The organism is Stenotrophomonas sp. KH_036_B (assembly GCF_057839485.1).
Map to the genome: position 1 here is coordinate 2,630,215 of NZ_CM174491.1, position 22,500 is coordinate 2,652,714.

The following is a 22,500-nucleotide window of genomic DNA, read 5'->3' on the forward strand; positions in this document are numbered from 1 at the left end:
GCAGGCGTGGATCAGCCCTGCGGTGTGTCGTCACCGACGGCCGGTGCGGGGGCGGCGTCGACCGGCGTCACCGCCGCTTCAACCTCGTCCTCGCCCTCGTCGATGGACGCATCCATCCGCTCCACCGCCTGCAGCTTCTCGTCCTTGGACAGGCGGATCAGGGTCACGCCCTGGGTGTTGCGACCCACGCGCGAGATTTCCGAGCCACGGGTACGCACCAGGGTGCCGCCGTCGGAGATCAGCAGGACCTCGTCGCGCGAGCCCATCAACACCGCGCTCACCAGCTTGCCGTTGCGCTCGGTGGTCTGGATGCCGATGACGCCCTGGGTGCCACGTCCCTTGCGCGGGTAATCCGGCAGCGGGGTGCGCTTGCCGTAGCCGTTCTCGGTGGCGGTCAGGATGTACAGCATGCTGTCGTCGTCACCGGCCTCGATCACGGCATCGCCGTTCTCGACCACCGCTTCCTCGACCTGCACGTCGTCTTCGCTCTCGTCATCGCTGCCGCCGGCACGCTCGGCCACGATCAGGCTGACGACTTCCTCGCCCTTGGGCATCTTGATGCCGCGCACGCCGGTGGCGGTACGGCCCATCGAACGAACCCGGTCCTCGCCGAAACGCACGGTCTTGCCGTTGGAGGCGAACAGCATGATGTCGCGGTCGCCGTCGGTCAGGCCAACGCCAACCAGCGCGTCGCCCTCATCGAGGTTGATGGCGATCTTGCCGCGCGCCAGACGGAACGCGAACTCGCTGAGCGGGGTCTTCTTGACCGTGCCGTTGCGGGTGGCAAAGAACACGAACTGGCCTTCGGCGTACTCGCGCACCGGCAGCACGGCCTGCACCCGCTCACCGGATTCGAGCGGAATCCAGTTGATGATCGGGCGCCCGCGCGCGTTGGAACCGGCTTCGGGCAACTGGTGCACCGGCAGCCAGAACACCTTGCCCGAGCTGGTGAAGGTCAGCAGCGTGTCATGCGTGTTGACCAGCCACAGCTGTTCGATGAAGTCCTCTTCCTTGGTCGACGCCGCGCTGCGGCCACGGCCGCCACGGCGCTGTGCGCGGTAGGCACTGACCGGCTGGCGCTTGACGTAGCCGGCGTGCGACACGGTGACCACCACGTCTTCCGGGGCGATCAGGTCCAGGATGTCCAGGTCTTCTTCGCTGTGGCGGATCTCGGTGCGGCGTTCGTCGCCGAACTCGGTACGCACGTTGACCAGCTCTTCGCGGATGACCTCACGCAGGCGGTCCGGATCTTCCAGGATGTGGATCAGCCCGGCGATGGTTTCCAGCAGCAGCTTGTACTCTTCGGTCAGGCGGTCCTGCTCCAGCCCGGTGAGGCGGTGCAGGCGCATTTCCAGGATCTGGGTCGCCTGGATCTCGGTCAGCTGGTAGCCGCCGGCAAGCAGGCCCACGCCCTTGGGCAGGTCTTCCGGACGCGAGGTCTCGGCGCCGGCAGCGCCCAGCATCGAACCGACCAGGCCCGGCTCCCACAGGCGGGCGAGCATGCGTTCGCGCGCCTCGGTGGGATTGGGCGAGGTCTTGATCAGCTCGATCATCTCGTCGATGTTGGCCAGCGCGACGGTCAGGCCTTCCAGCACGTGGGCACGGGCACGCGCCTTGCGCAGCTCGAACACGGTGCGGCGGGTGACCACTTCGCGGCGGTGGCGCACGAAGGCCTCGAGCATCTGCTTGAGGTTCATCAACTGCGGGCGGCCATCGACCAGCGCCACCATGTTGATGCCGAACACCGACTCCATCTGGGTCTGCTGGTAGAGGTTGTTCAGGACAACATCGGCCGACTCGCCACGCTTGATTTCGATGTAGATGCGCATGCCGTCCTTGTCGGACTCATCGCGCAGCTCGCTGATGCCTTCGAGCTTCTTTTCCTTGACCAGCTCGGCGATCTTCTCGATCAACCGGGCCTTGTTCACCTGGTACGGGATCTCGGTGACGATGATCGATTCGCGGCCGTTGTCGGCCACTTCGATATCGGCCTTGGCGCGGATCCGCACCCGGCCACGGCCGGTGCGGTAACCGGCGACGATGCCGGCCGTACCGTTGATGATGCCCGCGGTCGGGAAGTCCGGGCCCGGGATGAATTCCATCAGGCCGTCGACATCGATGTCCGGGGTGTCGATCAACGCGATGCAGGCGTTGATCGATTCCGTCAGGTTGTGCGGCGGAATGTTGGTCGCCATGCCCACGGCGATACCGGCCGAACCGTTGACCAGCAGGTTCGGGAACCGGGTCGGCATGACCGTCGGCTCCAGTTCCTTCTCGTCGTAGTTGGGCTGGAAATCGACGGTTTCCTTCTCGATGTCCGCCATCAGCTCATGGGTGAGCCTGGACATGCGGGCTTCGGTGTAACGCATGGCGGCGGCGGAGTCGCCGTCGACCGAACCGAAGTTACCCTGGCCATCGACCAGCATGTAGCGCAGCGAGAACGGCTGTGCCAGACGCACCAGCGTGTCGTACACCGACTGATCGCCATGCGGGTGGTACTTGCCGATGACGTCACCGACGATACGCGCCGACTTGAAGTAAGGCTTGTTGCTGTGCGCGTTCAACTCACTCATTGCGAACAGCACGCGGCGATGCACCGGCTTTAGGCCATCGCGCGCATCCGGGAGGGCGCGGCCCACGATCACGCTCATGGCGTAATCGAGGTAGCTCTTGCGCATCTCGTCTTCCAGGTTGACCTGGATGATTTCCTTGGCGGTTTCTGCCATTCGGGTTCCGTTGTCTGGTAGCGGTCCAGTCCGTCGCGCCAGCCCTTTCGGGGCGGTTGCGCCGGAATCTCGATTAACTGACGGAGTCTACCATAACGGGGGCCTTTCCGCCCGTTTTTACGCCGGTTTTACCGGCGAGAATCAGGCACTTACGAGGGGTTGGAGCCGAATGCGGCCTGCATGTTGGTGGTGTTCGGGCTCAGGATCACGCCCTTCTCGGTCACGATGGCATCGATCAGCTCGCCCGGGGTGACGTCGAACACCGGATTCCAGGCGGCAATACCTTCGGCCACGGTGCGGGTGCCGCCCACGCCGTACAGCTCGCCCGGGTCGCGCTGCTCGATCTCGATCTGGTCGCCGTTGGCCGTGTCCATGTCCACCGTGGACGACGGGGCCACCACCATGAACTTCACGCCGTGGTGGCGGGCAGCGATGGCCAGCTGGTAGGTGCCGATCTTGTTGGCCGTATCGCCGTTGGCGCAGATCCGGTCCGCGCCGACGACCACCCACTGCACCGCACCGGTCTTCATCAGGTGCGAGGCGGCCGAGTCGGCGATCAGGGTGGCATCGATACCGTCCTGCTGCAGTTCCCACACGGTCAGCCGCGCGCCCTGCAGCCACGGCCGGGTCTCACCGGCGAAGACGCGCCCGATGCGGTGCTGGGCCATGCCCGCACGGATCACGCCCAGCGCGGTGCCGAAACCGGCGGTGGCCAGCGAGCCGGTGTTGCAATGGGTCAGCACACCGCTGCCGGTGTCGATCAGGCCGGCGCCCAGCGCGCCCATGTGGCGGTTGGCCGCCAGGTCTTCTTCGGCGATGGCCTGCGCTTCGTTGGCCAGCACCTGGGCCCAATCGGCCCCGGCCGGCGCCAGCGCACGGCGCATGCGGGCCAGTGCCCAGGCCAGGTTGACCGCGGTGGGACGCGAGGCGTTCAGGCGCTGCAGCGCCGGCTCCAGCTTGGCCAGCGCCTGCGCGCCGTCCTCGGCCTGCACGCCCTGCGCGGCCAGCACGACGCCCCAGGCCGCGGCGATGCCGATGGCCGGTGCACCGCGCACGGTCAGCGCATGGATGGCCTCGGCCACCGCGTCGCTGTCGCGGCATTCCACATGTTCCACCACGAACGGCAGCTTGCGCTGGTCGAGCAGCTGCAGGGAATCACCGGTCCACAGGATCGGACGGATGTGGTCGTAGCGGGCGTAGTCGATTTCGGAGGATGCGTTCATCCCCCAATTGTAGAGCCACGTCCTGCGTGGCTGCGACCTTCCCGCGCCTGGGCCGTCAATTCACCTGGAATTCGGCGCGACAGCCGTTGTCCACCCAGACCCCACGCGCGTCCCAACCCCAGCCGCGACCTTCCTCGCAGGGGCTGCCGGAGAGCTGCTTGGACAGCCGCGCGCCCTTGCTGATGCTGGCACCGCAGAAGCGGCGCTGGCGGGACTTGGATTCGCATACCAGCAGGCGCGGGGCGTCGACGAAGCCGCTGCCGTCGACGGCGCCCACCTCGAAGTCGCCCTGGCAGCCCCGGGTCACCCAGACTTCGTTGCGGCGCGCGCCCCAGCTGTGGCCTTCGCGGCATGGCATGGCCGAGAGCTGGCGCAACAGCCGGACCGGTGCGCCCTGCAGCACCACGGGGCAGTTCTGCGGGCGTCCGCTGGATTCGCAGCGGACCACCCGGCGTACTTTGCGTTCGCTGGTGCCGGCGGTGCCGGCGGGCGTACGGCTGCGGAACTCGGCCCGGCAGCCCAGGGTCACCCACACCCCGGAACGATCGGTGCCCCACTCCGAGCCGCGCACGCAGCTGTTGTCGGACAGCTGGCGCACCAGGTCGACGCCATTGGCGACCGGCATGTCGCAGTGCACCCATTCCATGTCACGCGACTGGCAACGGACGACCTGGCCGGCGTAGCCGGTCTCGGCCCACGCCAGCGATGGGAGTGCGCCGGCACACAAGGCCAGGCCGAGCATCGACAGCGTCCCGCGCACGGCGCCCAGGCGCGGCATGCGCCACGTCGGCAGCGAAGGCGACGGTCCTGCAGGTTCCAACAGCTTCATCAACACGGTCCCCGCCGCCACTGAACGATCACGTCGCCACCTTCCGACATCGGGTGTGATCAGAGCATCATCATGCGCAGCGCGCAAGACATCGGCGTCGCGAATGAACGTCGTTCAGGCGCGGGCGAAGTCGAATGCAAGTACGTCGGCGATGCGGCCGGTGCGGTTCATCGCCATCAGCAACCGGTCCACGCCCACCGCCACGCCGGCGCAGGCAGGCAGTGCCGGCAACGCGTCGAGCAGGCGTTCATCCAGCGGCGGCAGGGCCGCGCCACGGGCACGCCTCACTGCATGGTCACGCAGGAAGCGGGTGCGCTGTTCATCGGCGTCGTTCAGTTCGTGATAGCCGTTGGCCAGCTCCACCGTGCCCAGGTACAACTCGAAGCGCTCGGCCAGTGGCGGGGTGCCGGGACGGATGCGGGCCAGTGCGGCCTGGCTGGCCGGCCAGTCGTGCACCACCGTCATGCTGTCGTCACCGAAGTGCGGCTGGATGCAGTGGGTCATGAGCAGGTCGAGCCAGTCGTCGCGGGTCAGCCCATCGGCGTCGATGCGCACGTCCGCCAGCGGTGCCTGCAGCTGCTCGATAGCGGCCTCGAACGGGTCCAGCCCCACGTACTGCTGGTACAGGCTGCGGTAGTCGAGCACCCGCAAGGTCGCCTCGCGCTGCACCAGCGCCAACGCGTCGCGCACCAGCGCCACCGTCTCGTCGATCAGGCGGTGGTGGTCCCAGCCCAGGCGGTACCACTCCAGCATGGTGAACTCGGGATTGTGGCGACCGCCGGCCTCGCCGTTGCGGAACACCCGGCCGAGTTCGTAGCAGTCGCCCACGCCGGCGGCCAGCAGCCGCTTGAGCGGGTATTCCGGGGACGTACGCAGCCAGCGCTGTGCGCTGCCGGCGTCCACATGGCCGCTGAAGCGGGTGTGGAAGCTGTCGATGTTGGGTTCGGTGTTGCCGGCGGCGGAGAGTATCGGCGTCTCCACTTCCAGCAGGTCGCGCTCGGCGAAGAAAGCGCGGATCAGCGCGTTGAGCGCGGCACGCTGGCGCAGCGCGGCGATCACGCGCGCGCGTCCCGCATGCGCTTCTCCAGCTGCAGGGTGAGCAGGCTGCGGGTGTCGTCCACGTAGCCGGTGGCCAGGTACAGGCGGCGCGCCAGTTCGTTGTGGTGGTTCACTTCCAGGCGCATGCGCTCCACCCCGCGCGCATTGGCGCGCTGCTCCAGGATGGCCAGCGCCTGCTTGCCGCGGCCACGGCCGCGTGCGGCGTGGCTGAGGTACAACTCGTCGAGCAGCGCGAAGTGGCCGCCCTGCTCCAGGCTGAAGCCCATGGCCAGCGCGGCATGCCCCACCACTTCGCCGGTCTCGGACAACCACAGCAGCACCTCGCCGTTGCGCGGGTCTTCGAGCAGCGCGGCCAGTGCGCGGCGCACGCGCGCTTCGTCGAAGTCCAGCTGGTCCTCGGCGTAGAACGCGCGCATCAGGCCGATAACCAGTTCAGTGTCGGCGACGGTGGCGAGGCGGAAATCGAGGGGGGAGGTCTGCATGCTGTTTCCATCCGGTGGGTGGGGTCTGTGCGGGGCGGCCAACGGCCCGCGCTGCCGCGTAATGATCCCTCAAGGGGTGCCGCGCGCTAGTGCTGCGCGGCGAGGTAGGCGACCAGGCGGTCTTCGTCCCAGACGTCGATGCCCAGTTCGGTGGCCTTGGTGAGCTTGGAGCCCGCGTCGGTGCCGGCGACCACGAAGGAGGTCTTCTTCGAGACGCTCCCGGCGACCTTGGCGCCGAGTGCTTCCAGGCGCTCCTTGGCCTCGTCGCGGGTCATCTGTGCGAGCGTGCCGGTCAGCACCACGGTCTGGCCGTCCAGCGGCCCGGCGGCCACATCGGCCTGCTCGGGCGCGCGTTGCAGCAGCGTGCGCCGATACTCCTCGGCCTTGAGCAGCATCGGCCCATGCCCGTCGCGGTCCAGCCATTCGGCGACGCCGAGCGCGACCTCGTTGGGCAGGCCGGCGGCCACCAGCTGGACGGGCTCGGCGTCGAGCACGGCGGCGGCATCGGGCAGCAGCGCGGCCAGTTTCTCCGCGCGGAGCCGGGTGATGCCGGGAATCTCGGCCTCGACCAGCAACTGCGGGAAGTCCAGGCCGTCGCGCAGTTTCGCGCTCGGCGCATGGGTGTCGCTGATCTTTACCTGGCCCACCTGCAGCAGCGCGTCGATGGCCTCCTGGTTGCCCGGCTGTTCGAAGAAGTGGCCGAGTGAGCGCGCCACTTCACCGCCGATATCGGGCACGCGCTTGAACAGCGGCCATGGCAGGTGGCGGATCAGTTCCAGATCACCGAACCACGCGGCCAGCGCCTTGGCGGTGCTTTCACCCACGTGTTCGATGCCCAGCGCGAACAGCAGCCGCTCCAGGGTGGTGCTGCGGCTGGCGTCGATCGCGGCGATCAGGTTGTCGGCCCACCGGGTGGCAATCTTCTTCGTGTTCCAGTTGAACGGGGTCTGCAACGCCAGTGCGCGTGCACGCCAGCCCTCATCGGCCGCATCGAGCGCGAGGATGCTGCGCAGGGAGTCGCCGCTGCCTTCGGGCGGCAGGTGCAGGGCGATCTGGCTGGCCAGCGCCTCGGGCGATTCGGCGTCGAGCACCAGCTTGAGGTGCAGCAGCGGGTCGCGGGTGAGGCGGTACAGGTCGGCCACGCTGCGCACGATGCCGGCGTCGACCAGGGTTTCGATGTACTTGCCACCCAGCCCGTCGATGTCCATCGCGCGGCGCGAGGCGAAGTGCGCAATGGCTTCCTTGCGCTGTGCGGGGCAGCTCAGTTCGCCGGAGCAGCGCCAGGCGGCCTCGCCCTCTTCGCGCACGATGTCGGCGCCGCACACCGGGCAGTGGGCGGGCATCTGCCACGGCGTGGTACCCGCCGGGCGACGGTCGGCGATGACGCTGACCACTTCGGGAATCACATCGCCGGCGCGGCGCACGATCACCGTGTCGCCGACGCGCACGTCCAGCCGCGCGATCTGGTCGGCGTTGTGCAGGGTGGCGTTGGAGACGATGACGCCGGCCACCGCGACCGGATTCAGGCGCGCCACCGGCGTGGCGGCGCCGGTGCGGCCGATCTGGATCTCGATCGCCTCCACGGTGGTGGTCTGTTCCTGGGCCGGGAATTTGTGCGCGATCGCCCAGCGCGGCGCGCGCGAGACGAAGCCCATCTGTTCCTGCCCGGCGCGGTCGTCGAGCTTGTAGACCACGCCGTCGATATCGAACGCAAGGCCATCGCGACGCGCGCCGATGTCACGGTAATAGGCCAACAGCCCTTCGCTGCCCTCGACCACCTTGCACAGATCGCTGACCGGGAATCCCCAGTCGTTGAGTTGCGCCAGGGTGCCCGAATGGGTAGGCGGCAGTTCTCCGCCCTGCACTTCGCCAATCCCGTAGGCGTAGAAGCTCAGCTTGCGGCGCGCACTGAGCTTGGGGTCCAGCTGGCGCAGCGAACCGGCCGCCGCATTGCGCGGATTGGCCAGCACTTTGCCCTCGTGCAGACGTGCGTCGGCGTTGTAGGCCTCGAAGTCCGCGCGCGCCATGTACACCTCGCCGCGCACTTCCAGTACCTGTGGCCAACCACCACCCTGCAGCACCTGCGGAATCACCTTGATCTGGCGCAGGTTGGCGCTGACATCCTCGCCGGTCGCGCCGTCGCCGCGGGTGGCGCCCTGCACGAACCGGCCATCCTCGAAGCGCAGGCTGATCGCCAGGCCGTCCAGCTTGGGCTCGGCCGAAAAGAACAGCGCGTCGCGACGCAGGCGCTCACGGATGCGGCGCACGAAGTCGTGCACCTCCTCATCGCTGAAGGCATTGCCCAGCGACAGCATGGGCACCGCGTGGCGCACCTCCGCAAAACGCGACGCGGCCTTGCCGCCTACCCGCTGGGTCGGTGAATCGGCCTGCACCAGCTCGGGATGGGCCAGCTCCAGCGCCTCCAGTTCGCGCACCAGCCGGTCGTACTCGGCGTCCGGAATCAGCTGCTCGTCGCGGTCGTGGTAAGCCTTGCCGGCCTCGTCGATCTGGCGGCGCAGGCCTTCGGCACGTTGGGCGGGACTGGGACTCATGCGACGGGCATCCTGGAAGGGCTGTGAATTTTAGGCGCTGCGGCGGCCAGCGGCCACCCGCTGAGGTGACGGCGGCGCCGGGCAACCACACCGCCCCTGCCGATGGTGGCGACGACGACGGCACGCCTGCGCGCGGGTGGCTTGCCGGCCGGGCGGCGTGGCGCTAGCGTGCAGGCATTGTCCCGCCTCCGGTGTTCCCGCGATGTCATCGCACCTGCCGTCCCGCCGCACTTTCCTGCACCTGGCCGGCACCGGCCTGGCCCTGTCCGGCATCGGCCTGGTGCCGGCGACGTCGACCGCCGTGGCGTCGCCCTCCGCCCCACCCCGGGCGACCGGCCCGGTGCTGCTCAATTTCAATGAAAGCCCGTATGGCCCTGCCCCCTCCGCGCAGGCGGCGGCGCGCGCGATCGTCGCCGACAGCGGCCGCTACCTGTTCGCGCTGGCCGGCGAACTGCGCGATGTGTTTGCCGCGCAGGAAGGGATCGGCACGGACCGCGTGCGGCTGTTCCCCGGCTCCAGCGAGCCACTGAACCGGGCCGCCGTGGTGTGGACCTCGGCTACCGCCGGACTGGTGGTGGCCGACCCGACCTTCGAGAGCCTCGGTGACCTGGCCGCCGCGCGCGGTGCCACTGTCGTGCGCGTGCCGCTGACGGCCGATGGCGCCCACGATGTCCGCGCGATGGTGGACGCTGCCGCGCGCATCAACGCCGGCCTGTTGTATCTGTGCAATCCGAACAACCCGACCGGTTCGATCACCCCGGCCGCCGACATCGCCTGGCTGCTGGCGCACAAACCGGCGCAGACGCGGGTGCTGGTCGATGAGGCCTACCTGCAGTTCAGTGCGCAACCGTCGGTGATCGCGCAGGTGATGCAGCGCGACGACCTGATCGTGCTGCGCACGTTCTCCAAGCTGTATGGCATGGCCGGGCTGCGGCTGGGCGTGGCCGCCGCGCACCCGGACCGGCTGCGCGAACTGGCCAGCCTGGGCGACAACCCGTTGCCGGTCACCGCGCTGGCCGCCGGCCTGGCCAGCCTGCGCGAGCCCGGGCTGGTCGCGCAGCGGCGCGAACAGAACGCGCGGGTGCGCCAAGCCACGGTGGAATGGCTGGGCAAGCGCGGCTTCCGCTGCGTGCCGTCCGAAGCGAACTGTTTCATGGTCGACGTACAGCGCGACGGCGCGGCGTTCACGGCCGCCATGGCCGAACGCGGCGTAGTGATCGGCCGCAGCTGGCCGATCTGGCCCAAGGTAGTGCGCGTCACCGTCGGCACCGAAGCCGAGATGGCCGCCTTCCGCACGGCGTTCGCGGCGATCACGGGCGCGCCAACGGCGCAGGGTTAAGGTGGAATGCGCGGGCCGCCCGTCGAACGCGTCGCGTTGGCTTCACCAACGCGGGGCTTTCGTAAGTGGCGGCGCCTGGTGCTGGCGGTCATACGCGCGCAGCTCGTCGCGGATGTGCGCGACCCGCTGGCGGCCGAGCGAGGCGCGGCTGTCGTCGAGGACGATGCCGTTCAACAGCTCGGCCATGCGTTCCACGGTCGGCAGCATCTTTTCCCACGCGTCCAGCGCGGTCAGCGGCGCCGGCAGGGTCAGGAAGAAGGCAATCGCCGGGGTCTCCATCTCACGGATGTTGGCCATGTCGAAACTGCCCGGCTTCATGATGCTGGCCATGGAGAAGATCGGGCCGCGCTCGGGATGCCCTTCCACCAGGCGGTGGAACACGTTCATGTGGCCGAACACCAGGCCGGTCTTCTCGGCGGCGACGACGATGTCTTCGCCGCGCAGCTGTTCGCCGGCGCGGGCCGCCACGAACAGCGACACGATCTTGTCGAAATCCTGCGTGGCGCGCTTGCCCAGGTCGCTGACCGGGGCGTCCACGTCGGGCAGGCCCAGTTCGGGCTGCGAGACGCCGTCGTCGCGGCTGGCCGCGCCGTCGGCGCCGGGGGCCTCCCCGTCGCCCAGCATCGGCTCACGCCGCTGGCCGGTGCTGTTCTCCGCGCCTTCCAGGCGACGGCCCTGCGATTTCTTCTTCGGACGGCCAAACAGGAAGATCGCGGCAATCAGCAGCAGGCCGGCGGCCAGGATGCCGATGCGGAGCAGTGCCATGTCGGACATTCGGGGGGTCTCCGGCTAAATACATTCAGGTAAGCATGGCACGTCAGGCCGCGCCCGCCAATCGTGCCGCCTCTTCCAGGTCAACGCTGACCAGGCGGCTGACGCCCGGCTCGCGCATGGTCACGCCCGACAGCTGGTGGGCCGCCTCCATGGTCGCCTTGTTGTGACTCACGAACAGGAACTGCACTTTCTCGCTCATCTCCTTGACCATGTTGGCCAGGCGACCGACGTTGGCTTCATCCAGCGGCGCGTCCACCTCGTCCAGCAGGCAGAACGGCGCCGGGTTGAGCTGGAAGATCGCAAACACCAGCGCCACCGCGGTCATCGCCTTCTCGCCACCGGACAGCAGCGAGATGCTCGACACCCGCTTGCCCGGCGGCCGCGCCATGATCGCAACACCGGTGTCGAGCAGGTCTTCACCCGTGAGTTCCAGGTAAGCGTGGCCGCCGCCGAACAGGCGCGGATACAGCTGCTGCACACCGGCGTTGACGCGGTCGAAGGTGTCCTTGAAGCGGCCGCGGGTCTCGCGGTCGATCTTGCGGATGGCGTCTTCCAGCGTCTCCAGCGCGGTGCACAGATCGGTGTTCTGCGCATCCAGGTAGTCCGAGCGCTGCGAGGCCTCGCCATATTCCTGGATGGCGGCCAGGTTGACCGGCTCCAGGCGGCGCATGCGCCCGTCGATCTGGTGCACGGCCTGTTCCCAGTCGCCGATGCGGGCGTCCTCGGGCAGTGCGTTGATCACGTCCTGCAGCACGAAGCCGGCCTTCTCCACCGAGGCGGTGAGCTGGTCGGCACTGAGCACCAGCGCCTGCTGGTCCAGCTTGCGCTGGGAAATCCGCTCGCGCTGGGCCAGCGCCTGTTCGTCGCGATGGTGGCGGGTCTGTTCGAAATTGCGCAGCTCCGCGTCGATGCCTTCCAGCAGGGTGCGGGCTTCGCCCAGCACGCGGTCGGCGCGCACGCGCTCGCCGAGCGCATTCTGGTGTTCGGCTTCCAGCGCCTGGACCGGGGAACCGCCGTCGTCGAGCTGCGAATGCAGTTCGCCCAGGCGTGAATCGAGCTGGCCGCGCTGGGTGCTCATGCGCTCCAGCGCCTGGCTCAGCGAGGTCACCTGGGTGCGCTGCGACTCCAGCGTGAGGGCCAGGGAATGCGCACTCTCACGCACGTTGCGGGCGGCCTCGCGGGCCTGGTCGCGGGCGTCGCTGAACTGGCGGCGCTCACTTTCCAGCGCGTGCCGCACCGCTTCCAGATCGCCCATGCTGTTGACCGCATCGTCCAGCCGCGAACGTGCCTCGCGGACCTGTTCGCGCCCGGTATCAAGCGTTTCAAGCAGCTGCGAGAGTTCGCCTTCGATGCGATCGATGCGGGTGCGCGCGGCGTCGACCTTGCCCTGCTGGCTCTGCAGCTGGCCACCCAGCTCGGACACGCTGCGGTGCGCCAGGTACAACTGGCGCTGCGCGTCTTCGCGCTGCTGCTCGCCGGCCAGCAGCTGGTCACGGAATCCAGCCAGGCGCTCTTCGAGACCGGCTTCGCGTTCCTGCAGGCTGTCGATCTGCTCGCGCAGGGTGACGATTTCGCGTTCGCGCAGCAGCGCGCCCTGCTTGGCGGCGCCGGAGCGCGAGACGCGCACCCAGCCGTCGCCGAGGCGCTCGCCACCGCGGGTGATGACCGAATCGCCCTCGCCCAGCTGCGCCTGCAACGCACGCGCCTGTTCGAGGTCTTCAGCGGCATGCAGGCGGGCCAGCAGCCGACGGATCGCGGTGGGGCCCTGCACCTTGGCGGCCAGCGAGGTCGGGGCGACCTCAAGCGGGCTCTGGTCGGCCGAGACCAGGGCGATGCGCCCATCGCCCAGCTCGGCCAGCGCGCCGACCAGGCGTTCGGGCGCCTCGACCAGCACGCCTTCGATGAGCTGGCCGAGTGCGCTTTCAACGGCGTTTTCCCAGCCGCTTTCCACGTTGAGGCGCTCGCCGACGCGCGCACCCGAATCCAGGCCATGCTGTTTCAACCAGGCCACCGCCGCGCCCTGCTCCTGGCCCAGTGCGGCCTGCTGCAGGGTTTCCAGCGAAGACAGCCGACCGCGCGCGGCCTGGGCCTGCTTGCGGATATCCGCCAGTTCGGTCTGGCCGCTGCGCTGGCGATCCTGCAGGCCAGCCACGGCTTCCTTGCGTGCCTCGACCTGCTCGGTCAGGCCATCCAGCGCGGCCTTCTGGGTCTCGTGCTGGAGCTGCAGCTCCTCAAAGGTCTCGGCCAGCGCATCCAGGTCCAGCCCGGTGCGTTCGGCGGTGAGGGCCTCACGGCGGCGGTCGGCTTCGAGCACCTGGCGGTCCAGGTAATCGACGCGGGTGCGCTCGACTTCGCCGGCACGGGAGGCTTCGGAGGTGTTGCGGGTATGGGCTTCCCAACGCGCCTGCCAGTCGGCAAGCCGGGCTTCGGCGTCGCGCAGGGCCTCCTGCTTGATTTCGTTTTCTTCCTGCAGCTGCTCCAGCTGGGGTTCGGCCAGCTCGACGGCGTCGCGCAACACGATCAGTTTGGCTTCGTCGCCGCTGATGTGCTGACCCAGTTCGGCCAGGGCCTGCTGGGTTTCGTCGCGGGCCTTGTGCAGGCGCTGCGACATTTCACGCTGGTGCTGGATCTGCTGTTCAAGCCGGGCCAGGGTGCTGCCCACCTGGTACACCTCGGCCTGTGCGGTGCTGAGGGCATCGGACGCTTCTTCGCGGCGGACGCGGCTGGTCTCGATGCGGGCCTCGGCGTCGCGCTGTTCGGCGATGAGCTGCTGCAGGCGGGTTTCTTCCTGCGACAGGGCCTCGCGCAGGCCGCCCAGGCGCTGGTCGAGGCCACGGAATTCGAGCGCCTTCCATTCGGCATCCTTGACCTTGCGCTCTTCCTGCAGGGTCTGGTACTGCTCGGCCTGGCGGGCCTGGCGCTTGAGGTGTTCGAGCTGCTTGCCAATCTCTTCGCGAAGGTCGCCGAGGCGGTCGAGATTCTCGCGGGTATGCCGGATGCGGGTTTCGGTTTCCTTGCGGCGCTCCTTGTACTTGGAGATGCCGGCGGCTTCTTCAAGATAGACGCGCAGGTCTTCGGGCCGGGCTTCGATGATCTGGCTGATCATGCCCTGCTCGATGATGGAGTAACTGCGGGGCCCCAGGCCGGTACCGAGGAACAGGTCGGTAATGTCGCGGCGGCGGCACTTGGTGCCGTTGAGATAATAGTTGCTGCTGCCGTCGCGGCTGACGGTCCGCTTCACCGATATTTCGTTGAACGAGGCGTACTCGCCGGAAATGGTGTGGTCGGTATTGTCGAAAATCAGTTCGACGGTTGCCTGCGACACGGGCTTGCGTGCGGAAGACCCGGAGAAAATAACGTCGGTCAGCGAGTCGCCACGCAACCGGCTGGCGGAGCTTTCGCCCATGACCCAGCGCACGGCATCGATGATGTTGGACTTGCCACAGCCATTGGGCCCGACCACGCCGGTCATGTTGGTGGGCAGATGCAGGGTGGTGGGATCAACAAACGACTTGAAGCCGGAGAGCTTGATCGTGGACAGACGCATGGCGTGGTGGGCTTCCGGACAGTCGCGATAGGCGGAGTATAACGGGGTGGGTGTTGTGCGGGCGGTTGAGGCGATAGGGCCAGAGCCAGAGCCAGAACCAGAGCAAAGCCAAAGCCAAAGCCATGGGCTCCAGTGGTGTCGGTTAGCGGGCCGGGGTGGGTGGGCCGGCGGGACACGCTGCAAGTACATCCATGTAAGCTCGTTCACGCCATCCATGGCGCTCAACGGTCCCGCCAACCCACCCACCCCGCCCCGCAGACAGTTGGCAGGTACGCATGGGCGATCAACGGCAACTGCCCAGCTCCCTTCGATCATTTACATGCGTTACCGCGTGTTGGAGGGTTTGGGGCGGTCGTTTGGGAACCGCCCCTACCGGCGCAGGCGCAATACGCCAAGCCCCACGCGCCAGGCGCCAGGCCGTAGAGCCAGGCCATGCCTGGCTGCTCTTTCCATCCAGCCGCGACCATCTATCGGGGGAGGCCGGCGGGCAGTCCTCGTAGGGACTGTCAAAAACATGGATGTTTTTGCCAAGCCTACACGGACGTACTTGCGGCGTGTCCCGGAGGGGGCTGCCCGCCGGCCTCCCCAGCACGGAAAAATGAAACGCCGCTCTTGGCGCCATGCTTCCAGCAACAGCGGCCCCAAAGCAAAAACGGGCACCCTCGCGGGCGCCCGTTTCCGGTGATTCCAGCCTTGCGGCGGAAATCAGGCCTTTTCGGCTTCCACAACCACCTTGACGGTGGTTTCGACGTCGGCGTGCAGGTGAATGGTCACCTCGTACTCGCCCACGTTGCGGAAGGCGCCTTCGCCCAGGATGACTTCGCTCTTTTCCAGCGGCAGGCCGGCCTTGGTGAAGGCTTCGGCGATGTCGCGCGGGCCAACCGAGCCGTACAGCTTGCCTTCGGTCGACGCGTTGGCGGCGATCGAGACGCTCTTGCCTTCCAGCTTGGCCTTGCGGGCTTCGGCGTCAGCGTGGATCGACTCGGCCTTGGCTTCGTACTCGGCGCGCTTGGCAGCGAACTCGGCAACGTTGCCAGCGGTGGCCGGAATGGCCTTGCCGGTCGGGACGAGGAAGTTGCGGCCGTAGCCCGGCTTCACGTCGACCTGGTCGCCCAGACCGCCGAGGTTGGTGACCTTCTGAAGAAGAATCAGCTTCATGGTGTTGCTCCAATATGTATTCGTTAGCGAGGCGAACCCCGCAGCAGATGGCTGTCCGAATATCCGAACGGTAGACCCGGCACCGCCCGCTGCCTTGCGGCGCGGGCGGTCGAGACTACGAAAGCGGCGGCCAGGGGCCGCCCGCCCTCATCAGACGTCGTGGTTGTCGGTGTACGGAATCAGGGCCAGGAAACGGGCGCGCTTGACGGCCGTTGCCAGCTGGCGCTGGTACTTCGACTTGGTACCGGTCACGCGGCTCGGCACGATCTTGCCGTTCTCGGTGAGGTACTGGCGCAGGGTGTTGAGATCCTTGTAATCGATCTCCTTGACACCTTCGGCCGTGAACTTGCAGAACTTGCGGCGACGGAAGAACTTGGACATGTCAGTGCTCCTTAAGCGGCCGAAGCGGCGTCATCGCCGGCATCGGTGTCAGCGGCGGGGGTGGTTTCGCCTTCTTCGTCATCACGACGACGACGCTCACCGCGCTCGGGCTTGTCGCCCTTCTCGTCCTTGCTCTTCATGATCAGCGACTGCTCGGTGTCGGCACCCGGACGCAGGATGACGAGGTTGCGCAGCACTGCATCGTTGAACTTGAAGCTCTCGGTCAGTTCGGTCAGCACCGCCTGATCCACTTCGATGTTCATCAGCACGTAATGTGCCTTGACCAGGTTCTGGATCGGGTACGCCAGCTGACGACGGCCCCAGTCTTCCAGACGGTGGATGGTGCCGTTACCGGTTTCGACCAGCGACTTGTAGCGCTCGATCATGGCCGGGACCTGTTCGCTCTGGTCCGGGTGGACCATGAACACGACTTCGTAATGACGACTCATGTGTTGTTACCTTTCGGATGTGGCCCTTGTCGGGCCGGACAGCCCCCCGCAGGTGAACGCGGTGGAGCAAGGGTCCTGCCAGAAATCAGGCAGGAAGCCGCGCATTGTGGCAGCAAAGTCCTGTCCCGGCAAGCTGAACCGGGAACGCGGGGCCATGCGGCGCCCGTTTCAGGCCTTGTCGGCCTCGGTGGTGAAGCTTTCGCCGCAGCCGCATTCAGCCGTGGCGTTGGGGTTCCTGAACGTGAACGTCTCGCTCAGGCCCTGCTTGCCGAAGTCGATCTGGGTGCCATCGACCAGCGCCAGGCTGTCGGCGTCCACGTAGATGCGCACCCCGTCCTGCTCGAACACGGTGTCTCCGGGACGCTCGTCACGGGCCAGGTCGGTGATGTGCCCCCACCCCGAACAGCCGGTGCGGGTCACGCCGAAACGCAGGCCCAGCGCATCGGGGGTCTGTGCGACGAACTTCTGGACGCGGGTAAAGGCAACGGGGGTAAGGGTTACGGCCATGACAGACAACTCCAGCGGATCAGACACATTATAGGTCCACGGCACAGTCAGAAATGCCTCGCAAGCAGAACGCTGCAACCGTTAAACTCCTCGTTCAGAGATCGAGTCGATCAACAGAGGATTCAAGTCATGACGGTGGTCAGCGTTGAACATGCGCTTGCCGGGAAAATCCCGGAAGGCGGCGAGGCAACTGTACGGGGCTGGGTGCGCACGGTGCGCGGCTCTGCGGCCCTTGCTTTCGTCAATGTCACCGACGGCTCCTGCTTCGCCCCCATCCAGGTGGTGGCCAATGACACCCTGGCCAATTTCGACGACGTCAAGGCGCTGACCCCGGGCTGCTCGGTGATCGCCCGCGGCACCCTGGTCAAGTCGCAGGGCAAGGGCCAGTCGTTCGAGATCCAGGCCAGCGGCATCGAGATCGTCGGCCTGGTCGAAGACCCGCTGACCTACCCGATCCAGCCCAAGCCGATGAGCGCCGAGTTCCTGCGCGAAGTGGCGCACCTGCGCCCGCGCACCAACCTGTTCGGCGCGGTGACCCGCATCCGCAACTGCCTGTCCCAGGCCGTGCACCGGTTCTTCCACCAGAACGGCTTCAACTGGATCAGCACCCCGATCATCACCACCTCCGACGCCGAAGGCGCCGGGCAGATGTTCCGCGTGTCCACGCTGGACATGGCCAACCTGCCGCGCAACGCGAAGGGCGAGGTGGACTTCAGCCGCGATTTCTTCGGCAAGGAAACCTTCCTCACCGTGTCCGGCCAGCTCAACGTCGAGGCCTACTGCCTGGCACTGAGCAAGGTGTACACGTTCGGCCCGACCTTCCGTGCCGAAAACTCCAACACCACCCGCCACCTGGCGGAGTTCTGGATGATCGAGCCGGAAATCGCCTTCGCCGACCTGGCCGAAGACGCACGCCTGGCCGAGCAGTTCCTGAAGTACCTGTTCCGCGCGGTGCTCGATGAGCGCGGCGACGACCTGGCCTTCCTGGCCGAACGCGTGGACAAGAACGCGATCAAGAAGCTGGAAGACTTCATCAACGCCCCGTTCGAGCAGATCGACTACACCGACGCGGTGAAGCTGCTGCAGAAGGCCGACAGGAAGTTCGACTTCCCGGTCGAGTGGGGCCTGGACCTGCAGACCGAGCACGAGCGCTGGCTGACCGAGGAACACATCGGGCGCCCGGTGGTGGTCACCAACTACCCCGAGCACATCAAGGCGTTCTACATGCGCCTGAACGACGACGGCAAGACCGTTGCGGCGATGGACGTGCTGGCCCCGGGCATCGGCGAGATCATCGGCGGCAGCCAGCGCGAAGAGCGCCTGGACGTGCTGGACGCGCGCATGGCGCAGTTCGGCCTGGACCCGGCCCATTACGGCTGGTACCGCGATTTCCGCCGCTACGGTTCGGTTCCGCATGCCGGCTTCGGCCTGGGCTTCGAGCGCTTGGTGGTCTACGTGTGCGGGCTGGGCAACATCCGCGATGCGATCCCCTACCCGCGCGCACCCGGCACCGCCGAGTTCTGATCCCGACCACGGAGGCATGCCCCCATGACCCTGTTCTTCGCGCTGTGTTTCGTCGGCGTGGCGATCGCCGGGTTCAGTGCCTTCGTGATCTTCTGGCCGCTGACGCTGGTGCATATCCGCGACCGCCACCCTGCCCTGGCCACCCGCTTCGGCAGTGGCGCCTTCCTGCGCCCGGACGCGCTGCGCTGGCTGCTGGGCCGCGATTACCGCGACACCCCCGACCGCTCGCTGTCGGGGCTGGCCACGCCGGCCTGGCTGTCGCTGCTCACCCTGCTGGCCGGACTGGGCATGGCCGCCCTGCTCTGGCTGCTTTCGATGGTACTGACATGAACGACATCACCGCCCACCACGACCAGTGGTTTCTCGCCAGCCTGGGCAACACGCTGATCTGGGCACGCCTGCGGGTGCGTCCCGGCGGCACTGCCGAAGTGCTGGACAGCGATGGCAACACGCTGAGCTACGACAGCGAGGACACCGCGCGCTCGCAGCTGTTCGACGCCGAATTCGTCGCCTACGACGGGCTGGATGAGGAAGACGCGCTGATCCGCGGCTTCAGCCTGCACGAAGTGCGCCCGCCCCAGGCGGACAGCGATGACGGACTGCAGGGGCGCATGGTGCAGAACCTGGGCGCGCGCGCCTGACCGACGATGTTCATCCCGTCCGACTTCGTTGAGACCGACCTGACCTGGCTGGACCGGCTGATGGCGCGCGATGCGTTCGTCACCGTGGTCACCACCGGCAGCGACGGGCTTCCGCAGGTAACCCTGCTGCCGGTGGTCTACCGGCGCGATGGCGACGACATTTTCATCGAGGGCCACTGGGCCCGCCCCAACCCGCAGGCCGGCCATGCCGGCCCGGCGCTGGTGCTGGTGCACGGACCGCACGCCTACGTATCGCCGGGCTGGTATCCGGACAAGGACGCGCAGGCGCGCGTGCCGACCTGGAACTATGCGGCCGCCGAACTGCGCGGCACGCTCGAACCGGTCACCGATCCAGAGGCGTTGATCGCCATGCTGGACCGGCTGAGCGCGACCTACGAAGCCACCGTGGGCGGGGATTGGAGCCTGCTGCCGATCGAACCACGCCAGCGGCGCATGCTGGGCGGCATCATCGGGTTCCGTTTCCGCGCCACCCAGGCGCAGATCAAGCTCAAGCTCAGCCAGAACCATCCCGAGGCCAACCAGCGCAACGTGATCGATGCGCTGTCGGCGCTCGACTCCCCTTCTTCCCAGGAGCTGGCGCAGTGGATGCGCTGGAAACTAGAGGTACCGCAACCATGAAAGACATCCACAAGCTGCTGCAGAACAACCGCGACTGGGCCGACCGGATCGAGAAGGAAGACCCGGACTTCTTCCACCAGCTGGCCAAGCAGCAGCACCCGGAATACCTGTGGATCGGCTGTTCGGATTCGCGCGTGCCGGCCAACCAGATCATCGGCATGGCACCGGGCGAGGTGTTCGTCCACCGCAACGTCGCCAACGTGGTGGTGCACACCGATCTGAACTGCCTGAGCGTCATCCAGTACGCGGTGGACCAGCTGAAGGTGAAGCACATCCTGATCGTGGGCCACTACGGCTGCGGCGGCGTGCATGCCAGCCTGAACAACACGCGCGTCGGCCTGGCCGACAACTGGTTGCGGCATGTCGGCGACGTGGCGCAGAAGCACGCGGCGATCATGGATGCGATCGAGGAGCCCGACCTGAAGCATGCGCGCCTGTGCGAGCTCAACGTGATCGAACAGGTGGTCAACGCCTGCCGTTCGACCATCGTGCAGGACGCCTGGGCCCGCGGCCAGAAGCTGATGGTGCACGGCTGGGTATACAGCCTGAAGGACGGCCGCGTGCGCGAAATGGGCATCGACGTGGGTCGCCCGGAAGACCTGCAGCCGGCCTACGAGCAGGCGCTGGCCCACGTACCGCGCCGCGGCCGGCGCGACTGACCCCTCACCGCACGGAACCGCCCATGCTCGCCTCCCCGATCAACCTGCTGGCCTGGATCGACGAGAATCGCCACCTGCTCAAGCCGCCGGTGGGCAACAGGATGATCGAGAACGGTGACTTCATCGTGATGGTGGTGGGAGGCCCGAACAGCCGCACCGACTTCCATTACGACGAAGGCCCGGAGTGGTTCTATCAGCTCGAAGGCGAGATGCTGCTGAAGATCCAGGAAGACGGCGCGGTGCGCGACATTCCGATCCGCGCCGGCGAGATCTTCCTGCTGCCGGGCAAGGTGCCGCATTCACCGCGTCGCCCGCCCGGCGGCGTGGGGCTGGTGGTGGAACGCAAGCGCCTGGCACACGAGCGCGATGGCGTGATGTGGTTCTGCGAACGCTGCAACCACAAACTCTACGAAGAATATTTCACCCTGCAGAACATCGAAACGGACCTGCCGAAGCTGTTCGAACGCTACCAGGCGTCCGTCGAGATGCGCACCTGCGACGCCTGCGGGCACGTGGACCCGCTGCCGGGCACCTGATCGCCTGATTGCCGCGCCAACAGCAGCCAGGCAGGGCCTGGCTCTACGATCCTTGCGGGGACGTACCGAAGCCGCCCATCAGCCGTCCATGACCGGCAGCCTTCACACCCCACGTCGGATTCAGCCCATAGGCAGGACACACAGATAAACTGTCTGTTCACAGACAACCTCAATCGCCCCATGTCCGAGATCCTCAGTCGCACCCATGCCGTGGCCCTGGACGCTGCCGACCCCCTGCGCGCCCTGCGCGGTGAGTTCGTGTTCCCGCAGCACAACCATCGCGACCAGACGTACTTCGTCGGCAACTCGCTGGGGCTGCAGCCGCGTGCGGCCAAGGCCGCCGTGCAGGAGGTGATGGACAAGTGGGGTGCGCTGGCCGTGGAAGGCCACTTCACCGGCGAGACCCAGTGGCTGGGCTACCACCGCCTGGTCAATGCGCAGCTGGCCCGCATCGTTGGCGCCCTGCCCAGCGAAGTGGTCGCCATGAACACCCTGAGCGTCAACCTGCACCTGATGATGGTGAGCTTCTACCGGCCCACGGCCGCGCGGCCGGTCATCCTGATGGAGGCCGGTGCTTTCCCGACCGACCGCCACGCCGTGGAATCGCAGATCCGCTTCCATGGCCTGGACCCGGCCACCTGCCTGGTCGAAGTGCAGCCCGATGAGCCCAACGGCACGATTTCGCTGCAGGCCATCGAGCGCGCCATCACCGAATACGGCCCGCGCCTGGCGCTCGTGCTGTGGCCGGGCGTGCAGTACCGCAGTGGCCAGGTGTTCGACCTGGACGCGATCACCCGCATGGCCCGCCTGCAGGGTGCCCGGGTGGGCTTCGATCTGGCCCATTCGGTGGGCAACGTTCCGCTCCAGCTGCACGACATCGCCCCCGACTTCGCCGTGTGGTGCCACTACAAGTACCTCAACAGCGGTCCGGGCGCCGTGGCCGGCTGCTTCGTGCACGAGCGCCATCACCGCGACCACACCCTGCCGCGCTTCGCCGGCTGGTGGGGTCATGAAGAAGCCACCCGCTTCAAGATGGCGCCGCAGTTCGTGCCGGCCGTGGGTGCCGAAGGCTGGCAGCTCAGCAACCCGCCCGTGCTGGGGCTCGCCCCGCTGCGCGCGGCCTTGGACGTGGTCGACAAGGCCGGTGGCATCCAGGCGCTTCGCGACAAGTCCCTGCAGCTCACCGGCCTGCTCGACGCCCTGGTCCGTGCCCGCCTGCCGGGTGTGCTCGAGGTGCTCACCCCGCGCGAGCCGGAACGGCGCGGGTGCCAACTGTCACTGCGTGTCGTGGATGGCCGCGAGCGCGGCCGCCACCTCTTTGAATACCTGCAGACGGTCGGCGTGCTGGGCGACTGGCGCGAACCCGACGTGATCCGCATCTCACCGACCCCGCTGTACAACCGCTACCTTGACCTGCACCACTTCGTCGAGGAAGTGGAATCCTGGGCCGGACTTTGAGCCGCACTCCCCCTCCT

At 67.4% G+C, this 22,500-nt stretch carries 20 protein-coding genes; 8 read left to right on the top strand and 12 right to left on the bottom strand.

All coding sequences use genetic code 11. The annotated features are described in order from the left end of the window. Nucleotides 1-11: 11 nt before the first annotated feature. From gyrA to ligA, 6 genes are all read right to left on the bottom strand, one after another. A complete protein-coding gene (gene gyrA, locus AC3ITN_RS11850) occupies nucleotides 12-2,726 on the bottom strand; it encodes a DNA gyrase subunit A (RefSeq protein ID WP_489390629.1) in 2,715 nt (904 codons plus the stop codon). Between the two features lie 149 nt (nucleotides 2,727-2,875). After that, on the bottom strand, nucleotides 2,876-3,949 hold the full coding sequence (mtnA, locus tag AC3ITN_RS11855; RefSeq protein WP_489390630.1) for an S-methyl-5-thioribose-1-phosphate isomerase: 1,074 nt from the start codon (nucleotides 3,947-3,949) through the stop codon (nucleotides 2,876-2,878). Between the two features lie 55 nt (nucleotides 3,950-4,004). After that, the gene (locus AC3ITN_RS11860) at nucleotides 4,005-4,691 is read right to left on the bottom strand and encodes a DUF3011 domain-containing protein (protein WP_489392920.1); all 687 of its coding nucleotides are present in this window, start codon (nucleotides 4,689-4,691) and stop codon (nucleotides 4,005-4,007) included. Between the two features lie 201 nt (nucleotides 4,692-4,892). Continuing rightward, nucleotides 4,893-5,837, bottom strand: a complete 945-nt coding sequence (gene epmA, locus AC3ITN_RS11865; RefSeq protein ID WP_489390631.1) for an EF-P lysine aminoacylase EpmA — start codon at nucleotides 5,835-5,837, stop codon at nucleotides 4,893-4,895. Then, nucleotides 5,834-6,319 carry a GNAT family N-acetyltransferase gene (locus tag AC3ITN_RS11870; protein ID WP_313347237.1) on the bottom strand — a complete coding sequence of 162 codons (486 nt, stop codon included), beginning with the start codon at nucleotides 6,317-6,319 and terminating at the stop codon, nucleotides 5,834-5,836. Before AC3ITN_RS11870 ends, epmA begins: the two co-directional genes overlap by 4 nt. Before the next feature lie 86 nt (nucleotides 6,320-6,405). After that, nucleotides 6,406-8,871 (bottom strand): NAD-dependent DNA ligase LigA, encoded by a 2,466-nt coding sequence (ligA, locus tag AC3ITN_RS11875; protein ID WP_489390632.1) that lies wholly within the window; start codon nucleotides 8,869-8,871, stop codon nucleotides 6,406-6,408. 202 nt (nucleotides 8,872-9,073) lie between these two features. Here ligA and AC3ITN_RS11880 point away from each other — a divergent pair, with 202 nt between their 5' ends. After that, on the top strand, nucleotides 9,074-10,210 hold the full coding sequence (locus AC3ITN_RS11880) for a pyridoxal phosphate-dependent aminotransferase (RefSeq protein WP_489390633.1): 1,137 nt from the start codon (nucleotides 9,074-9,076) through the stop codon (nucleotides 10,208-10,210). Nucleotides 10,211-10,252: 42 nt separating this feature from the next. Here AC3ITN_RS11880 and zipA read toward each other — a convergent pair whose 3' ends face one another. The 6 genes from zipA to AC3ITN_RS11910 form a co-directional block, all read right to left on the bottom strand. Next, entirely contained in the window at nucleotides 10,253-10,984 is a 732-nt protein-coding gene (zipA, locus tag AC3ITN_RS11885; RefSeq protein WP_489390634.1) for a cell division protein ZipA, read from the bottom strand. Nucleotides 10,985-11,027: 43 nt separating this feature from the next. Then, nucleotides 11,028-14,531: a chromosome segregation protein SMC gene (smc, locus tag AC3ITN_RS11890; protein WP_313347243.1), complete on the bottom strand. Its 3,504-nt coding sequence runs from the start codon at nucleotides 14,529-14,531 to the stop codon at nucleotides 11,028-11,030. 705 nt (nucleotides 14,532-15,236) lie between these two features. Beyond that, nucleotides 15,237-15,689: a 50S ribosomal protein L9 gene (gene rplI / locus AC3ITN_RS11895; protein WP_313347244.1), complete on the bottom strand. Its 453-nt coding sequence runs from the start codon at nucleotides 15,687-15,689 to the stop codon at nucleotides 15,237-15,239. Nucleotides 15,690-15,839: 150 nt separating this feature from the next. Next, a complete protein-coding gene (rpsR, locus tag AC3ITN_RS11900; protein ID WP_002804494.1) occupies nucleotides 15,840-16,070 on the bottom strand; it encodes a 30S ribosomal protein S18 in 231 nt (76 codons plus the stop codon). 11 nt (nucleotides 16,071-16,081) lie between these two features. Further along, the gene (gene rpsF, locus AC3ITN_RS11905) at nucleotides 16,082-16,519 is read right to left on the bottom strand and encodes a 30S ribosomal protein S6 (RefSeq protein WP_313347246.1); all 438 of its coding nucleotides are present in this window, start codon (nucleotides 16,517-16,519) and stop codon (nucleotides 16,082-16,084) included. Nucleotides 16,520-16,687: 168 nt separating this feature from the next. Further along, the gene (locus tag AC3ITN_RS11910) at nucleotides 16,688-17,026 is read right to left on the bottom strand and encodes a HesB/IscA family protein (protein ID WP_313347247.1); all 339 of its coding nucleotides are present in this window, start codon (nucleotides 17,024-17,026) and stop codon (nucleotides 16,688-16,690) included. 129 nt (nucleotides 17,027-17,155) lie between these two features. Here AC3ITN_RS11910 and asnS point away from each other — a divergent pair, with 129 nt between their 5' ends. From asnS to kynU, 7 genes are all read left to right on the top strand, one after another. Continuing rightward, nucleotides 17,156-18,550 (top strand): asparagine--tRNA ligase, encoded by a 1,395-nt coding sequence (gene asnS, locus AC3ITN_RS11915; RefSeq protein WP_313347249.1) that lies wholly within the window; start codon nucleotides 17,156-17,158, stop codon nucleotides 18,548-18,550. Between the two features lie 24 nt (nucleotides 18,551-18,574). Beyond that, on the top strand, nucleotides 18,575-18,880 hold the full coding sequence (locus tag AC3ITN_RS11920; RefSeq protein ID WP_313347251.1) for a hypothetical protein: 306 nt from the start codon (nucleotides 18,575-18,577) through the stop codon (nucleotides 18,878-18,880). Beyond that, nucleotides 18,877-19,191 (top strand): hypothetical protein, encoded by a 315-nt coding sequence (locus AC3ITN_RS11925; protein ID WP_313347253.1) that lies wholly within the window; start codon nucleotides 18,877-18,879, stop codon nucleotides 19,189-19,191. Before AC3ITN_RS11920 ends, AC3ITN_RS11925 begins: the two co-directional genes overlap by 4 nt. Before the next feature lie 6 nt (nucleotides 19,192-19,197). Continuing rightward, nucleotides 19,198-19,830, top strand: coding sequence for an FMN-binding negative transcriptional regulator (locus tag AC3ITN_RS11930; RefSeq protein ID WP_313347255.1), 633 nt, complete (start codon nucleotides 19,198-19,200; stop codon nucleotides 19,828-19,830). Beyond that, nucleotides 19,827-20,489: a carbonate dehydratase gene (gene can / locus AC3ITN_RS11935; protein WP_313347257.1), complete on the top strand. Its 663-nt coding sequence runs from the start codon at nucleotides 19,827-19,829 to the stop codon at nucleotides 20,487-20,489. The genes AC3ITN_RS11930 and can overlap by 4 nt, the downstream gene beginning before the upstream one ends. Nucleotides 20,490-20,512: 23 nt before the next feature. Continuing rightward, a complete protein-coding gene (locus AC3ITN_RS11940; RefSeq protein ID WP_489390635.1) occupies nucleotides 20,513-21,025 on the top strand; it encodes a 3-hydroxyanthranilate 3,4-dioxygenase in 513 nt (170 codons plus the stop codon). A gap of 180 nt (nucleotides 21,026-21,205) precedes the next feature. Then, nucleotides 21,206-22,483 (top strand): kynureninase, encoded by a 1,278-nt coding sequence (kynU, locus tag AC3ITN_RS11945; RefSeq protein WP_489390636.1) that lies wholly within the window; start codon nucleotides 21,206-21,208, stop codon nucleotides 22,481-22,483. Nucleotides 22,484-22,500 lie beyond the last annotated feature (17 nt).

Coding starts and splice junctions, on each gene's coding strand:
- gyrA (WP_489390629.1), bottom strand. CDS start 2,726: ATGGCAGAAACCGCCAAGGAAATCATCCAGGTCAACCTGGAAGACGAG.
- mtnA (WP_489390630.1), bottom strand. CDS start 3,949: ATGAACGCATCCTCCGAAATCGACTACGCCCGCTACGACCACATCCGT.
- AC3ITN_RS11860 (WP_489392920.1), bottom strand. CDS start 4,691: ATGCTCGGCCTGGCCTTGTGTGCCGGCGCACTCCCATCGCTGGCGTGG.
- AC3ITN_RS11870 (WP_313347237.1), bottom strand. CDS start 6,319: ATGCAGACCTCCCCCCTCGATTTCCGCCTCGCCACCGTCGCCGACACT.
- ligA (WP_489390632.1), bottom strand. CDS start 8,871: ATGAGTCCCAGTCCCGCCCAACGTGCCGAAGGCCTGCGCCGCCAGATC.
- AC3ITN_RS11880 (WP_489390633.1), top strand. CDS start 9,074: ATGTCATCGCACCTGCCGTCCCGCCGCACTTTCCTGCACCTGGCCGGC.
- zipA (WP_489390634.1), bottom strand. CDS start 10,984: ATGTCCGACATGGCACTGCTCCGCATCGGCATCCTGGCCGCCGGCCTG.
- smc (WP_313347243.1), bottom strand. CDS start 14,531: ATGCGTCTGTCCACGATCAAGCTCTCCGGCTTCAAGTCGTTTGTTGAT.
- rplI (WP_313347244.1), bottom strand. CDS start 15,689: ATGAAGCTGATTCTTCTTCAGAAGGTCACCAACCTCGGCGGTCTGGGC.
- rpsR (WP_002804494.1), bottom strand. CDS start 16,070: ATGTCCAAGTTCTTCCGTCGCCGCAAGTTCTGCAAGTTCACGGCCGAA.
- rpsF (WP_313347246.1), bottom strand. CDS start 16,519: ATGAGTCGTCATTACGAAGTCGTGTTCATGGTCCACCCGGACCAGAGC.
- AC3ITN_RS11910 (WP_313347247.1), bottom strand. CDS start 17,026: ATGGCCGTAACCCTTACCCCCGTTGCCTTTACCCGCGTCCAGAAGTTC.
- asnS (WP_313347249.1), top strand. CDS start 17,156: ATGACGGTGGTCAGCGTTGAACATGCGCTTGCCGGGAAAATCCCGGAA.
- AC3ITN_RS11920 (WP_313347251.1), top strand. CDS start 18,575: ATGACCCTGTTCTTCGCGCTGTGTTTCGTCGGCGTGGCGATCGCCGGG.
- AC3ITN_RS11925 (WP_313347253.1), top strand. CDS start 18,877: ATGAACGACATCACCGCCCACCACGACCAGTGGTTTCTCGCCAGCCTG.
- AC3ITN_RS11930 (WP_313347255.1), top strand. CDS start 19,198: ATGTTCATCCCGTCCGACTTCGTTGAGACCGACCTGACCTGGCTGGAC.
- can (WP_313347257.1), top strand. CDS start 19,827: ATGAAAGACATCCACAAGCTGCTGCAGAACAACCGCGACTGGGCCGAC.
- AC3ITN_RS11940 (WP_489390635.1), top strand. CDS start 20,513: ATGCTCGCCTCCCCGATCAACCTGCTGGCCTGGATCGACGAGAATCGC.
- kynU (WP_489390636.1), top strand. CDS start 21,206: ATGTCCGAGATCCTCAGTCGCACCCATGCCGTGGCCCTGGACGCTGCC.